Annotated in this window: 17 protein-coding genes; 5 read left to right on the top strand and 12 right to left on the bottom strand. The window is 61.0% G+C overall.

The window, feature by feature from the left end; all coding sequences use genetic code 11:
* Window positions 1-20: 20 nt before the first annotated feature.
* Window positions 21-1046, top strand: coding sequence for an outer membrane protein assembly factor BamD (locus CXQ82_RS04080; protein WP_101266402.1), 1026 nt, complete (start codon window positions 21-23; stop codon window positions 1044-1046).
* Window positions 1047-1172: 126 nt separating this feature from the next.
* On the top strand, window positions 1173-1406 hold the full coding sequence (locus CXQ82_RS04075; RefSeq protein WP_101266400.1) for a PP0621 family protein: 234 nt from the start codon (window positions 1173-1175) through the stop codon (window positions 1404-1406).
* Here CXQ82_RS04075 and thiO read toward each other — a convergent pair.
* The 5 genes from thiO to pilV all read right to left on the bottom strand — a co-directional run bounded on the left by thiO (window position 1393) and on the right by pilV (window position 4705).
* Entirely contained in the window at window positions 1393-2502 is a 1110-nt protein-coding gene (gene thiO, locus CXQ82_RS04070) for a glycine oxidase ThiO (RefSeq protein WP_101273716.1), read from the bottom strand. The genes CXQ82_RS04075 and thiO overlap by 14 nt on opposite strands.
* A gap of 62 nt (window positions 2503-2564) precedes the next feature.
* Window positions 2565-2966, bottom strand: coding sequence for a type IV pilin protein (locus CXQ82_RS04065; RefSeq protein ID WP_101266398.1), 402 nt, complete (start codon window positions 2964-2966; stop codon window positions 2565-2567).
* Window positions 2967-2977: 11 nt separating this feature from the next.
* The gene (locus CXQ82_RS04060) at window positions 2978-3508 is read right to left on the bottom strand and encodes a PilX N-terminal domain-containing pilus assembly protein (protein WP_101266395.1); all 531 of its coding nucleotides are present in this window, start codon (window positions 3506-3508) and stop codon (window positions 2978-2980) included.
* Window positions 3509-3515: 7 nt separating this feature from the next.
* Window positions 3516-4223 (bottom strand): prepilin-type N-terminal cleavage/methylation domain-containing protein, encoded by a 708-nt coding sequence (locus CXQ82_RS04055; RefSeq protein WP_101266393.1) that lies wholly within the window; start codon window positions 4221-4223, stop codon window positions 3516-3518.
* Window positions 4220-4705, bottom strand: a complete 486-nt coding sequence (gene pilV, locus CXQ82_RS04050; RefSeq protein WP_101266391.1) for a type IV pilus modification protein PilV — start codon at window positions 4703-4705, stop codon at window positions 4220-4222. Before pilV ends, CXQ82_RS04055 begins: the two co-directional genes overlap by 4 nt.
* 203 nt (window positions 4706-4908) lie before the next feature.
* On the opposite strand from pilV, the gene CXQ82_RS04045 reads away from it, so the two are divergent.
* Window positions 4909-5490: a GspH/FimT family protein gene (locus CXQ82_RS04045; protein ID WP_101266389.1), complete on the top strand. Its 582-nt coding sequence runs from the start codon at window positions 4909-4911 to the stop codon at window positions 5488-5490.
* Here the strand turns inward: CXQ82_RS04045 and ispH are convergent.
* From ispH to murJ, 6 genes are all read right to left on the bottom strand, one after another.
* A complete protein-coding gene (ispH, locus tag CXQ82_RS04040) occupies window positions 5444-6391 on the bottom strand; it encodes a 4-hydroxy-3-methylbut-2-enyl diphosphate reductase (RefSeq protein ID WP_025856583.1) in 948 nt (315 codons plus the stop codon). The two genes, CXQ82_RS04045 and ispH, sit on opposite strands and share 47 nt — an antisense overlap.
* A gap of 132 nt (window positions 6392-6523) precedes the next feature.
* Window positions 6524-6961: an FKBP-type peptidyl-prolyl cis-trans isomerase gene (gene fkpB, locus CXQ82_RS04035; RefSeq protein WP_010213263.1), complete on the bottom strand. Its 438-nt coding sequence runs from the start codon at window positions 6959-6961 to the stop codon at window positions 6524-6526.
* A gap of 7 nt (window positions 6962-6968) precedes the next feature.
* On the bottom strand, window positions 6969-7478 hold the full coding sequence (lspA, locus tag CXQ82_RS04030; protein ID WP_101266387.1) for a signal peptidase II: 510 nt from the start codon (window positions 7476-7478) through the stop codon (window positions 6969-6971).
* A complete protein-coding gene (ileS, locus tag CXQ82_RS04025; protein WP_101266384.1) occupies window positions 7471-10302 on the bottom strand; it encodes an isoleucine--tRNA ligase in 2832 nt (943 codons plus the stop codon). The genes lspA and ileS overlap by 8 nt, the downstream gene beginning before the upstream one ends.
* Window positions 10303-10316: 14 nt before the next feature.
* On the bottom strand, window positions 10317-11255 hold the full coding sequence (gene ribF / locus CXQ82_RS04020; protein WP_163034632.1) for a bifunctional riboflavin kinase/FAD synthetase: 939 nt from the start codon (window positions 11253-11255) through the stop codon (window positions 10317-10319).
* Window positions 11256-11374: 119 nt separating this feature from the next.
* On the bottom strand, window positions 11375-12913 hold the full coding sequence (gene murJ, locus CXQ82_RS04015) for a murein biosynthesis integral membrane protein MurJ (RefSeq protein ID WP_101266380.1): 1539 nt from the start codon (window positions 12911-12913) through the stop codon (window positions 11375-11377).
* A gap of 253 nt (window positions 12914-13166) precedes the next feature.
* Between murJ and rpsT the strand changes: the two genes are divergently transcribed.
* On the top strand, window positions 13167-13445 hold the full coding sequence (gene rpsT / locus CXQ82_RS04010) for a 30S ribosomal protein S20 (RefSeq protein WP_003171647.1): 279 nt from the start codon (window positions 13167-13169) through the stop codon (window positions 13443-13445).
* A 280-nt stretch (window positions 13446-13725) separates the two neighbouring features.
* Here rpsT and CXQ82_RS04000 read toward each other — a convergent pair whose 3' ends face one another.
* The gene (locus CXQ82_RS04000) at window positions 13726-14211 is read right to left on the bottom strand and encodes a peptidylprolyl isomerase (RefSeq protein ID WP_003188398.1); all 486 of its coding nucleotides are present in this window, start codon (window positions 14209-14211) and stop codon (window positions 13726-13728) included.
* Here CXQ82_RS04000 and CXQ82_RS03995 point away from each other — a divergent pair.
* Entirely contained in the window at window positions 14180-14518 is a 339-nt protein-coding gene (locus CXQ82_RS03995) for a DUF3565 domain-containing protein (protein ID WP_101266378.1), read from the top strand. The two genes, CXQ82_RS04000 and CXQ82_RS03995, sit on opposite strands and share 32 nt — an antisense overlap.
* Window positions 14519-14528 lie beyond the last annotated feature (10 nt).

The following is a 14528-nucleotide window of genomic DNA, read 5'->3' as shown; positions in this document are numbered from 1 at the left end:
TCATAGGGACGCAAGCCGCCATGCAAGTGAAACACCTGCTGCTGATCGCCATCCTCGCCATGACTGCTGCTTGCTCGTCAACAAAGGAAGTCGTCGACGAAAACCTGAGCGAAGTCGAGTTGTACCAACTGGCTCAGAAAGACTTGGACAATAATAGCTACACCAGCGCCACAGCGAAGCTGAAGGCACTGGAGTCGCGCTATCCGTTCGGGCGCTACGCCGATCAGGCCCAGCTCGAGCTGATCTACGCCAACTACAAGAACGCCGAGCCGGAAGCTGCCAAGTCCGCCGCCGAGCGTTTTATCCGCCTGCACCCGCAGCACCCGAACGTCGACTACGCCTACTACATGAAGGGCCTGACCTCGTTTGACCAGGATGTTGGCCTGCTGGCGCGCTTCCTGCCGCTGGACATGACCAAGCGTGACCCGGGCGCTGCCCGCGACTCCTATAACGAGTTCGCCCAGCTGACCAGCCGCTACCCCAACAGCCGCTACGCGCCGGACGCCAAGCAGCGCATGATCTACCTGCGCAACCTGCTGGCCTCCTATGAGATCCACGTGGCCCACTACTACCTGACCCGTCAGGCCTACGTAGCTGCCGCCAACCGTGGCCGTTATGTGGTGGAAAACTTCCAGGAAACCCCATCCGTGGGTGACGGCCTGGCAGTGATGACCGAGGCTTACCAGCGCCTGCACCTGGACGAACTGGCCAGCACCAGCCTGGAAACCCTGAAACTCAACTACCCGGACCACCCGAGCCTGAAGGACGGTCAGTTCGTGCCGCAGGTTGCCGAGGCGGATAACCGTTCGTGGCTGAGCAAGTACACCTTGGGCCTGATCGAGTCGCGTCCACCGCTGCCGCCGGGCGAAACCCGCGCCAACCAGGACGTGATCAAGCAGTACCAGGACGCCAAGGAAGCGATTCCGTCGGAACTCAAGCCCCACGACGAGAACGGCGACGTGATCGAAGAGGAAGAACCGCAGGCCCTGGGCAACAACCAGGACCGCTCGTGGTTCAGCTACATGACCTTCGGCGTGTTCGACTGAGCAGTCGACGCAACGTAAAAAGGGAGCCCCTCGGGGCTCCCTTTTTTATGCGCCGCAATTATTGCTCTGTGCGCCTGCCACGTCCTTGGCTAAACTGGCGCATTCCTTGTCGAGAAACTACCTACCATGGTTCGTCTACTGTTCTGGATTGCCGTCATTGCTGCCGCGGTATGGTTCTGGCGCAAATTCAAAAGCCCGGCCGCCAAACAGCAGCGTTCCAGCGAGCCCGGCGCAGCCCTGATGGTGCGCTGCGCCCACTGCGGCGTACACCTGCCGCAGGATCGCGCACTCAGCTCACGCCAGGAATGGTATTGCACCCAGGCGCATCTGGAACAGGGTCCGAAGTCTATTCAGCGTTGAGTCGACCGGCGGGGGCATAGGGCGCCGGGTCGATGATCGGCGTGTGCTCCAGCAACAAGTCGACAAACAACTGGCAGGATGCCGGAGCCAGCACCAGGCCGTTGCGGTAATGCCCGCAGTTAAGCCACAGCCCGTTGAAACCGGGCACCTGGCCGATATAGGGAATACCTTCCGGTGAGCCGGGACGCAAGCCAGCCCAGTGCCCCACCACTTCTGCATCTGCCAACGCGGGAATCAGCTCTACCGCCGAAGCCTTGAGGCTTTCCAGCGCGTTTTCAGTGGGCGTCTTGTCGAAGCCGGCATGCTCCAGGGTGCTGCCGATCAGGATGTGCCCGTCGCGCCGAGGGATCGCATAACGCCCCTTGGCCAGCACCATGCTCGACAGGAAGTCCGACGCGCACTTGTACAGAATCATCTGCCCCTTGACCGGCTCCACCGGCAACGTAAGCCCCAAGGTGCCGAGCAACTCACCACTCCACGCTCCCGCGGCCAGCACGACCTGATCACCGAAAATCGGGCCATCCGCCGTATCCACACCCACCACGCTGGCGCCATCGCGAACAAACCCGACGACCTCACACTGCTCGTGAATCTTCACACCGGGCAGCGCCAACAGGGCCGCTTTAAGGGATTTGACCAGGCGCGGATTACGCACATTGGCGACGTTGGCCATGTAGATCGCCTGGGAATACCCGCCCCCCAGCACCGGCACCGCATCGTGGGCAGCGGATACATCGACTTTGCTCAGGGGGCGTCCTTCACGTACGGCCCAGGCCAGCGCCTCGGCCTCGTCATCCAGGTCGAGCCAGTACAACCCCGTGGTGTGAACCTCTGGATCGACGCCGGTTGCCGCAAACAAGCGCGCAGCCAGTTGTGGATAAAAATCCTGGGACCAGTGGGCCAGCGCAGTCACTGCCGGGCTGTAGCGCCACGGATACAGCGGGGAAACAATCCCACCGCCGGCCCAGGAGGACTCCTGGCCCACCCCGGCACGCTCCAGCAGCACCACCGCCTGACCCTGGGTCGCCAGGTTGTACGCCGTCAACAAGCCGATGACTCCGCCACCGACAATCACCACTTGCTGTTGCTTAGCCATCATCTGATCCAGCCAATTAATAGGAACAAGCGCGCCTGGCGCCCAATCTTCCAGCATCTGCATCATTGCCCCCAGCACGCAACACGCGACATGTGCGGTTCAGCGCCCGGGTTGGCCCGCGCACCGGTGCTGGTCAGGCTGAAGTCGCCGCAAGGGTCGCCGTCCATCACCGAGCCGGTGACGGGTGTGGCCGCCAAGAGGAAATCCTGAGGGTTCAATGCAGCACTGATTCTATAGCGATCGTTGCCCGGACTGACGCCGCCTGCATCAATAAAAGTGCCGTTCCTCGTATAAAAGCGCTCGAGATGCTGCGCCTGCTCGGTCAACAGCCCGACAATTTCGGCGCGATAGGCCTTTTTTATATGGCCGGTATAACCGGGGTAAGCGATCCCGGCCAGAAACGCGATGATCGCCACGGCGATCAGTAACTCGATCAGGGTAAAGCCCTGGCTATCCATGCCCATCCTGTTGCTCCTTATTGAAGTTGCCGCCACGTCACTCGCCGAAACTGCGAGCCGCCTTCCTTCTCTACTCGCGCATACACGCTCTCGAGCACCGCGCGCGATTGGCCGCCCAGGCCAACTCCCGTCACCCGATACAAAGCCGCCGGAGTTTGCGGAGGCAAATGCGCCAGGCCGACACCCACCCCCAGGAATTGCACACCGTAGAGCCCACCGTCGAGGGCGACCCAGGTGACAGACGAAACCGGGTTCAAGCCGGGGCCTACCACCGAAAGCGATTCTTCCGGCGGCGCACAGGTAACGATCGACTGGCACAACGGCAACCCCGCAAAGTTTCGCTGTACCGCTGACTCACCGAGCCTCAGGCCACTTTCGGCACGTTGAAACGTCTGGTTGCGATGCCAAAGGCTGCCGGCGATCTTTTGCTGGGTCACAGCCCCTTGCATCGACGATAAGCCGATCAACGACAACAACAGCAGGAACACCAGGCTGATCAGCAGAGCCATGCCCGCCTGCCGCAGATACACTTCCTCACTAAGCACCATGCTCGCCCTACCCCAACCGATTACGTAGCGCTGCCACAACGCTGTAGGTTTGATCCTTTACGCGGCCTGCCGGGTCGTGCAGGGTCAACAGGATGCGCACACTGCGTATCAGCGACGCATCGGCCGGGCTGGCGTCGTAGCGTGCCACCTGGGTCGATGCAGGCTTGTCGGCCACGCCAAAACTGATATCGAAACGCTGCACGTTATCCACCAGCACCGTTTTCGCCGGCGCTGCGAGCGTACTGACCTTCAACTGGCCTGCGTCGAAGGTGTAGGTGATTTGACGCAGCGCAAAGCGGATCTGCCCGGGCGCAGGCGCCGGTGGGTTTGCGGCGTAAGCCTGAGCCGTCCCGGTGCAATCGGACAGCACGGTCCAATCAGGTTTGCCACTATCGCCCCCCGGGTCGGCGGTGATTAGCGTCAGCGACCTTGAGCCCCCCGCGCCATCCCAGGCGACAGGCCGGTCAAAGGCCGGCGGGGCATTGTCGATAAAGGCCGTGGCCAAACAGCCAAACATGCCGACCTGGCGGATGTCCTGAATCAACTTGCTGAGGACAAACCGCGCATCATCCTGAAGCAGCATCGCCGCCTGCTGGCTGGCGTGGGTCGCCCGTGCGCTGATCGCCACCTGGCTGATCCCAAGCACCAGCACCAGCCCAAGGGCCAGCACCAGCAGCAACTCCACCAGGCTGAAACCCCGCAGGCGAGCGCTCATTGCACCTCCTCCACTTCGCCGCCAATGCGGCTGGTAAGGGTGAAGGTTTCCCGCGCCCCCGGGGTATTCGTGCCTCGCCGGTCATCCCAACTGATGCTGACGGTCACTTGGTTTTCACTGATCGCCACCGAACCCTCACCGCTCTCCCCGGCAAAACCGCGGATATTGGCCTCGAAGTCATGCAGGTCCAGGTCACGGACGCTGGTGCTGGCGCCGCTGACAGGCCCCCGCTCGGCACGGCCCCATGCGTAGTCGGCGCCGGAGTTGGCGCGAATCCGGTCCAGCATGTCGTAGGCAATAAAACTGGCCTGGCTGGTCATCCTTGAGCTGTCGGTGTACTTGAGCGCATTGAGCTGGATCACCGCCGCCCCCAACAGGCCGACGGAGAGAATCAGCACCGCCACCAGCACCTCGACCAGCGTCATGCCAGTTTGATACCGATGCAAAGCGTAGGGAAAACAGGTGTTCGAACAGGCAAGCATTACCGTCGTCATCCGTGTCGAAGGCCAAAAAAAGCAGGTAAACCCTGCTGTGCGACCCAAGACTAGCGCCGGTTTTTGGCCCGCGCTGCTCCCGGAACAAAGGGAAATACTTTGGACATAAAGGCCATCATCCAGCGCTGCGACTTGGGCGCTATACCTATGGCTGCACCCAAACATTACCCGCGTCCACGGAGGGACAACCCATGCAACAACGCGGCTTTACCCTGCTAGAACTGCTGCTCGGGCTGCTCCTGAGCGGCGCCCTGGCGCACCTGGCAGTGCCCAGTTTCAAGAGCCTGCTGGAATCCCAGCAACGCCAAGGCGCAGCACAATCACTGGCGGGGGGATTGCGCTACGCCCGCACGGAAGCCATCGCACGCAACCGAGCAGTGGTCATTCATGCGCTGCACGAGGACTGGAGCCAAGGATGGCGGGTGATACTGGATGTGAGCGGGCGCGGATACCTGGACGACGACAACCCCGTGCTGCTGGAACGCCAGGACAGCGGGCGGGTTGCGATCGTGGGCAACGGGCCAGTGAAGAGCCAGGTACGCTTCAGCGGGTCTGGCGAACCGGTATTTTCAGGCGGGGGGTTCAGGGCGGGCACCGTGCATGTGTGTGCCACGGACCGCGAGCAGAGTGTGTATCAGATAGTGCTGGCGCCGAGCGGGCGAATCAGCCTGCGCGGCGACCGGGCCGAGCAGGCATTGTGCCGGAGCTACTCCGGCACCCTGGCAGTCAGAGCAGCGAGCGAACCCGCAGCTCCTTGGGCATCGAGAAGGTGATGTTCTCTTCACGCCCGGCCAGTTCGTCGGCGCCGGTAGCGCCCCAGGCGTGCAACTGCTGGATAACGCCGCGCACCAGCACTTCCGGGGCCGAAGCACCGGCAGTGATACCGATACGCTCGACGCCATCGAACCAGCTGCGCTGCATGTCTTCGGCACCGTCGATCAAGTACGCCGGTGTCGCCATGCGCTCAGCCAACTCGCGCAGGCGATTGGAGTTGGAGCTGTTTGGGCTACCGACCACCAGCACGACATCGCACTCATCGGCCAGTTGCTTGACTGCATCCTGGCGGTTTTGGGTGGCGTAGCAGATGTCATCCTTGCGCGGCCCACCGATGGCCGGGAAGCGGCTGCGCAGCGCGTCGATGACGCGGCTGGTGTCATCCATGGACAAAGTGGTCTGGGTCACGAAGGCCAGGCGCTCAGGGTTGTGCACCTGCAGGTTGGCAACGTCTTTTTCGTCTTCCACCAGGTAAATGGCCCCGCCATTGCTGGCGTCGTACTGCCCCATGGTGCCTTCGACTTCAGGGTGGCCGGCATGGCCGATAAGAATGCATTCACGGCCATCACGGCTGTAGCGCGCGACCTCGATATGCACCTTGGTGACCAGTGGGCAGGTGGCATCGAACACTTTCAGGCCACGGCCTGCCGCTTCGGTACGCACCGCCTGGGAAACACCGTGGGCGCTGAAGATGACGATAACATCGTCCGGCACCTGGTCCAGTTCTTCGACGAAGATGGCACCACGCGCGCGCAGGTCTTCGACCACGAACTTGTTGTGGACGACTTCATGGCGCACATAAATCGGCGGCCCGAAGACTTCCAGGGCGCGGTTGACGATTTCGATCGCCCGGTCCACGCCGGCACAGAAGCCACGGGGGTTGGCGAGTTTGATTTGCATGCTGTGCCTCGTGTGTTGCAGCTGCTATGGGTCAGGATCGACGCGACTCAACTGACAATGAAGATCAAAGGTGGGAAGGAGCAGGCCCCCTCCCACACAAGCCCGCTCCCACAGTTTTAATCGAGTCGTTGATCAGAGTGCTTTAACGTCGATGATTTCAACGTCGAACGTCAAGGTTTTACCGGCCAACGGATGGTTGAAATCGATGGTCACTTGCGCGTCATCAAAGGTTTTAACCACACCGGGCAGCTCGGTATTCGCCGCGTCGTTGAAGATCACCAGCAGGCCTTCCGACAGATCCATGTCCTGGAACTGCGAACGCGGGATTATCTGTACGTTTTGCGGGTTGGGCTGGCCAAAGGCGTTTTCCGGCAGGATCTGCAGGGTGCGCTTGTCGCCGGCCTTGAACCCGAACAGGGCAGCTTCGAAACCCGGCAGCAAGTTGCCGTCGCCGACCTTGAAGGTCGCCGGGGCCTTGTCGAACGTGCTGTCGACCGTGTCGCCATTCTCCAGGCGCAATGCAAAATGCAAAGTGACTTCCGTGTTCTGGCCGATGCGTTGCTCAGCCAATACCTGATCAGTCATTGACGGTCTCTCCGGTTTTCTTACTTTTGAACATATCCAACGCCAGCATGATTGCACCGACGGTGATAGCGCTGTCGGCAAAGTTGAACGCCGGGAAATACCAGCGGTTCTGCCAATGCACCAGAATGAAGTCGATCACATGGCCCAGTGCAATGCGGTCGTACAGGTTACCCAGCGCGCCACCCAGCACCAGGGCCAGGGCGATGGCCAGCCAGGTGTCATCGCGGCCGAGGCGCTTGAGCCACACCACCAGCACGGCACTGACCACTACGGCGATCAGGGCAAACAGCCAGCGCTGCCAGCCGCCGCTGTCAGCGAGGAAGCTGAAGGCGGCGCCGGTGTTGTAGGCCAGCGTCCAGCTGAAGTAATCAGGGATCACCACGATCTGCTGGAACATTTCCAGGGTGCCTTCGAAGTGAGCCTTGCTGACCTGGTCAATGACCAGGACCAGCAAACTCAACACGAGCCAGCCCAGACGTCCGAAACGGCCGGTGTTAGGCATAGTGGCGAACCTCGCCAGCACCGCTGATGTTGTCGACGCAACGACCGCAGATTTCCGGATGCTCAGGGTTCACGCCAACGTCTTCACGGCAGTGCCAGCAACGGGCGCACTTAGGGAAGGCCGACTTGACCACTTTGAGCTTGAGGCCCGGTACTTCGGTCGCCAAGGCGTCAGCCGGGGCCTGGGCGAATGGCGCCAGGCTAGCGGTGGAGGTGATCAACACGAAGCGCAGCTCGTTGCTCAGCTTGGCCAGGTCGGCGGTCAGGCCCTCCTCGGCATACAGGGTGACTTCAGCCTGCAGGTTGCCACCGACGGCCTTCGCCGCACGCTGGACCTCCAGCTCCTTGTTCACCGCAACCTTCACGGCCATCACGCCGTCCCAGTACTCGCGGCCCAGTTCGAAGTCGGCCGGCAGTTCGGTCAGGCCTTCGTACCAGGTGTTGAGCATCACGGACTCATTACGCTCGCCCGGCAGGTATTCCCACAGCTCGTCAGCGGTAAAGGCCAGCATCGGCGCGATCCAGCGCACCAGTGCTTCGCTGATGTGGAACAGCGCGGTCTGCGCCGAACGGCGCGCCTTGCTGTTGGCGCCGGTGGTGTACTGGCGGTCCTTGATGATGTCGAGGTAGAAACCACCCAGCTCCTGCACGCAGAAGTTGTGGATCTTGGAGTACACGTTCCAGAAGCGGTATTCGCCGTAGTGTTCCTGCAACTCGCGCTGCAGCAACAGGGTACGGTCCACAGCCCAACGGTCGAGGGCGAGCATGTCCTCGGCCGGCAGCAGGTCGGTGGCCGGGTTGAAACCGGTCAGGTTCGACAACAGGAAGCGTGCGGTATTACGGATACGGCGGTAGGCATCGGCGCTACGGGCCAGGATCTGGTCCGACACAGCGATTTCGCCCGAGTAATCGGTAGACGCCACCCAAAGACGCATGATGTCGGCGCCCAAGGTGTCGTTGATTTTTTTCGGCTCGATCACGTTCTTCAGCGACTTGGACATCTTGCGGCCCGTCTCGTCGACGGTGAAGCCGTGGGTCAGCAATTCGCGGTAAGGGGCGTGGTCGTCGATGGCGCAACCGGTCAGCAACGACGAGTGGAACCAGCCACGGTGTTGGTCCGAGCCTTCCAGGTACAGGTCGGCGCGCGGGCCGGTCTCGTGACCCATCGGGTGCGAACCGCGCAGCACGTGCCAGTGGGTGGTGCCCGAGTCGAACCAGACGTCGAGGGTGTCGCTGATCTTGTCGTACAGCGGCGCCTCGTCGCCCAGCAGCTCGGCGGCGTCCAGCTTGAACCAGGCCTCGATGCCTTCCTGTTCAACGCGCTGGGCTACCACTTCCATCAGCTCGACGGTACGCGGGTGCAGCTCGCCGCTTTCCTTGTTCAGGAAAAACGGGATCGGCACGCCCCAGTTGCGCTGGCGGGAGATGCACCAGTCCGGACGGTTGGCGATCATCGAGTGCAGGCGCGCCTGGCCCCAGGCCGGGACGAACTTGGTGTCTTCAATGGCCTTGATCGCGCGGTTACGCAGGGTTTCGCCGCTGGTCGGCTGCTTGTCCATGCCGATAAACCACTGCGCGGTGGCGCGGTAGATCAGCGGGGTCTTGTGACGCCAGCAGTGCATGTAGCTGTGCTTGATGGTTTCGGTGTGCAGCAGCGAACCGACTTCGCGCAGTTTTTCGATGATCGGCTCGTTGGCCTTGAAGATGAACTGGCCGCCGAAGAACTCCAGCGACGGCGCGTAAACGCCATTGCTCTGCACCGGGTTGAGGATGTCGTCGTTGACCATGCCGTAGGCTTTGCAGGTCACGAAGTCGTCCACGCCATAGGCGGGCGCAGAGTGAACCACACCGGTGCCCGAGCCCAGTTCGACGTAATCAGCCAGGTACACCGGCGACAGGCGGTCATAGAACGGGTGACGGAAGTTGATCAGTTCCAGCGCAGTGCCGGTGGTGGTAGCGATCACCGAACCTTGCAGCTCGTAGCGGGCCAGGCAGGCCTCGACCATTTCCTCGGCCAGCACCAGCAGGCGATCACCGACATCCACCAGGGCGTAGGTGAATTCCGGGTGCACGTTCAGCGCCTGGTTGGCCGGGATGGTCCACGGGGTGGTGGTCCAGATCACGATGGCCGCTGGCTTGCTCAGGCTTGCCAGGCCAAAGGCCTCGGCCAGCTTGGCGTCGTCGGCGATCGGGAAGGCCACGTCGATGGTCGAGGACTTCTTGTCTTCGTACTCGACTTCCGCTTCAGCCAGGGCCGAGCCGCAGTCGAAGCACCAGTTCACGGGCTTGAGGCCCTTGAACACGAAGCCGCCCTTGACGATTTCGGCCAAGGCGCGGATTTCACCGGCCTCGTTCTTGAAGTTCATGGTCTTGTACGGGTTGTCCCAGTCGCCCAGCACACCCAGGCGGATGAACTCGGACTTCTGCCCTTCGATCTGCTCGGTGGCGTAGGCACGGCACAGTTCGCGGGTTTTATCCGCGCCCAGGTTCTTGCCGTAGGTCACTTCGACTTTGTGTTCGATCGGCAGGCCATGGCAGTCCCAGCCTGGAACATACGGCGCGTCGAAGCCCGACAGGGTCTTCGAGCGGATGATCATGTCCTTGAGAATCTTGTTCAGCGCATGACCGATGTGAATCGTGCCGTTGGCATAAGGAGGGCCGTCGTGCAGGACGAATTTCGGACGATCCTTGCCAATTTCGCGCAACTTTCCGTACAGGCCAATACTGTCCCAGCGCTGCAGGATCTGCGGTTCGCGCTGTGGCAGGCCGGCCTTCATTGGGAAGGCGGTGTCCGGAAGGTTTAGCGTGGCTTTATAGTCGGTCATTTAAGGCTCTTCGGTTAGCGATGGGCGCTAGGTGCGGCTAGTGCACGGGCGGCGGCGACATCCGCATTGATCGCCGTTTTCAACGCCTCAAGCGAGGCGAAACGCTGCTCTTCACGCAGCTTCTGGTGGAAAACCACCGTCAAACGCCGGTCGTATAAATCACCGGCAAAATCCAAAAGGTGAACTTCCAGGTGGGCCTTGCCATCACCTGCAACCGTGGGCCTGACGCCTATGTTGGCGACTCCTGGCCACGGCTGGCCGTCGATGTCGACGCTCACCAGGTAAACCCCGGTCAGCGGCACACGCCGGCGTTTGAGCTGCACGTTGGCGGTTGGCGTGCCCAATTGGCGCGCCAGCTTCTGGCCGTGCAGTACCCGCCCGGCAATGCGGAACGGGCGACCGAGCAAGCGCTCGGCCAGGGCGAAGTCGGCAGCGGCCAGGGCGTTACGCACCTGGGTACTGCTCACACGCAGGCCGTCCAGTTCGACGGTTTGCGCGGCTTCGACGGTAAACCCCTGGGCGACACCGGCATGTTGCAGGAAATCGAAATCGCCGACGCGGTCGCAACCAAAGCGGAAGTCGTCGCCGACCTCCAGGTGCTGTACGCCCAGGCCATCGACCAGGATACGGTCAACGAACTCGGCGGCGCTGAGGCTTTGCAGACGCTGGTTGAAGGCCAGGCAGAGGACGCGGTCCACACCTTCTTCGGCCAGCAGTTGCAGCTTGTCCCGCAGGCGGGCCAGGCGCGCCGGCGCCGTTTCCGGGGTGAAATATTCCCGCGGCTGTGGCTCAAAAATCACCACGCAGCTGGGCACGCCCAACTCGACCGCACGCTCGCGCAGCCGAGCCAGGATAGCCTGGTGGCCACGGTGAACACCGTCAAAGTTGCCAATAGTGGCGACGCAGCCCCGATGCTGGGGGCGCAGGTTGTGGAGACCTCGAACCAGCTGCATAACGCGCTTCTTGCTCATAAAGTGGTCGATTATAACCACACCCGGCCCCAGACGACAGGCAACAGCGCAGCCCAAATGGATCGAATCGATAAAACACCGGTTTTATCGCGGCAAACTCTCTAACTCAGCGACTTGCGATTGAAATCCCGCAGGCGGAAGCCCTGCAGCAGCAACATTCCGAAGTACACCACCACACCGGCGACCACCAGCACGCCAAGACGCATGAAGCGTTCCAGCATATGGCCTTCGCTCCAGGCGGGCATAAAGTGCATCAGGCCCAGCAGCACCGCCGACATCACCGCCACCGCCACCAGCAACTTGAGGGCAAACAGGCCCCAGCCCGGCTGCGGCTGAAACATCTGTTGTTTGCGCAGTTGGTAGAACAGCAGGCCGGCGTTGATGCACGCACCGGCGCTGATGGCCAGGGCCAGGCCCGCATGGGCCAGCGGGCCGATAAACACCAGGTTGAGCAGTTGCGTGACGATCAACGTGAAGATCGCGATCTTGACCGGCGTGCGAATATTTTGTTGGGCATAGAAGCCCGGCGCCAGGACCTTGATCACAATAATGCCGAGCAGGCCGACGGAATAGGCAACCAGCGCATGCTGGGTCATCAGTGCGTCATGCGCGTCGAATTGGCCGTACTGGAACAGCGAGACGGTCAATGGCTCGGCGAGGATTCCCAGGGCCAGGGAGCACGGCAGTACCAGCACGAAACACAGGCGCAGGCCCCAATCGAGAATGCGCGAGTACTCCTGGCGATCCTTGCTCGCGTAAGTGCGCGCCAGGGTCGGCAGCAGAATCGTGCCCAGCGCCACACCCAGCACGCCGGACGGCAGCTCCATCAGGCGATCGGCGTAATACATCCACGACACCGAGCCCGACACCAGCAGCGAAGCAAACGCGGTGTTGATGATCAGGGAAATCTGGCTCACCGACACACCAAGGATCGCCGGCAGCATATTGCGCATGACGCGCCACACGCCGGTGTCCTTGAGGTTCAGGCGCGGCAGCACGAGCATGCCGATTTTCTTCAGGTGCGGCAGTTGGTAGAGCAATTGCGCCAGGCCACCGGCCAGCACGGCCCAGCCCAGGGCCATCACCGGCGGGTCGAAGTACGGCGTGAGGAACAACGCGAAGATAATCATGCTGACGTTGAGCAAGGTCGGCACGAAGGCCGGCACCGAGAAACGGTTCCAGGTGTTGAGGATTGCACCGGCCAGGGATGACAGGGAAATCAGCAATATATAAGGGAAGGTCACGCGCAGCAGGTCGGTGGTCAGCGCGAATTTTTCCGGGGTATTGGCAAAACCGGGGGCCGTGGCCCAGATAACCCAGGGCGCGGCGAGCATGCCGATGACAGTCACCAGCATCAGCACCAGGGTCAATAGGCCTGAGACGTAGGCAATAAAGGTGCGGGTCGCCTCTTCGCCCTGCTGGGTCTTGTATTCGGCCAGGATCGGCACGAACGCTTGGGAAAACGCGCCCTCGGCGAAGATGCGCCGCAGCAGGTTGGGCAGTTTAAAGGCAATAAAGAAGGCATCCGTGGCCATGCTGGCGCCAAAAATGCGCGCCAGCAGGGTGTCACGCACAAACCCCAAAACCCGGGAGATCATCGTGATAGAGCTGACGGCAGCCAACGATTTGAGCAGATTCATTGAAAGAGTTTGCGCCTATAGATAAAGAGCAGGCGAACTGTGCGCCTACTTATGCGATACTGCGCGCCTGCAACAGCACAGAGCCAAAGCTCGCGAGTTTACAGGTCAAGCGCCGGAAATAAATCACCCGCCTCTTCAGATCGACCACTCAGCAGTTCGCATCAGCCGCCCTTGACAACCCATCAAGTCATCGGCATGATTCGCGGCCTATTTTGTTTGCTATTTCCTAAAAAGTCTTTCGAGGAGCTCGACGGTGGCCAACACACCTTCCGCCAAAAAACGTGCAAAACAGGCTGAGAAGCGTCGCAGCCACAACGCCAGCCTGCGTTCCATGGTTCGCACCTACATCAAGAATGTAGTTAAAGCCATCGACACCAAAGACGCTGAAAAAGCTCAAGCAGCTTACGTTCTGGCTGTGCCAGTTATCGACCGTATGGCCGATAAAGGCATCATCCACAAGAACAAGGCCGCTCGCCATAAGAGCCGCCTGAATGGCCACATCAAGGCTCTGAACGTCGCTGCAGCAGCCTAAGTGGTAACAACTGCCGCGTAACCCTGGTTACGCAACAGTTAAGAAATGCCCCGTACCGAAAGGTCCGGGGCATTTTTGTTTGCCCACAGAATCACCACAACTCTCCTTGTGGGAGCGGGCTTGCTCGCGAATGCGGTGTATCAGTTAATGCATGTGCTGACTGACCCACTGCATTCGCGAGCAAGCCCGCTCCCACATTTGGACCGCGTGCATTTTCTGAACACAAAAAAACGCCCCGAACCAGTCGGGGCGTTTTTGCTACCTATTGATCAAACCACAATCAATGGTGGTGACCGCCTTCACCGTGGACGTGGCCGTGAGCCACTTCTTCCTGGGAAGCGTCGCGGATGGCAACGATCTTCACTTGGAAGTTCAGGCGCTGGCCAGCCAGGGGGTGGTTGCCGTCGACGGTAACGTCGTCGCCATCCAGGTCACGAATGGTGACGATTTGCATTTGGCCGTCCGGCGCGGAAGCGTGGAACTGCATGCCCACTTCCAGCTCATCGACGCCTTCGAACATGCTGCGGCTCAGGGTGCTGACCAGTTCGGCAGAGTATTCGCCGTAGGCATCTTCAGGTTCTACGGCAACGGTCAGTTCATCACCGACGTTCTTGCCTTCCAGAGCCTTTTCCAGGCCAGGGATGATGTTACCTGCGCCTTGCAGGTAGACCAGCGGCGCGCCGCCGGCGGAGCTGTCGATGACCTCACCAGCGTCGTTGGTCAGGGTATAGTCGATGGAGACAGCCTTGTTAGCGGCGATCGTCATGGGGCGAGACCTTTTGCATAAGAATGAAGAACGGACAAGTCTAAACAAGGATTTGCCCGAAAGCGAACAGAACCCGGACGGACGGGGTCGAACAAACGATTCGACCATCACCGGTTTTCATCAAGATGAGCACCAGCACTGGGTCGTCGAGCTGTCCTGCGGCCACACTCAGCACCTGCGCCATCAGCCGCCGTGGCAATCCAGGGCCTGGGTGACGGATCCCACGCAACGTCTTGAAAAAATAGGCCAGCGCTTTGCGTGTGGCTGGTGCGCTCAAGCACCGGATAGAGATAACCTTGTCAGCTGATTCCCCCGGT

Origin of the sequence: Pseudomonas sp. S09G 359 (assembly GCF_002843605.1) — a bacterium.
Lineage (GTDB): Bacteria > Pseudomonadota > Gammaproteobacteria > Pseudomonadales > Pseudomonadaceae > Aquipseudomonas.
The sequence above is the reverse complement of the archived record's forward strand: the minus strand, read 5'-3'. Positions and strand labels throughout refer to the sequence as shown.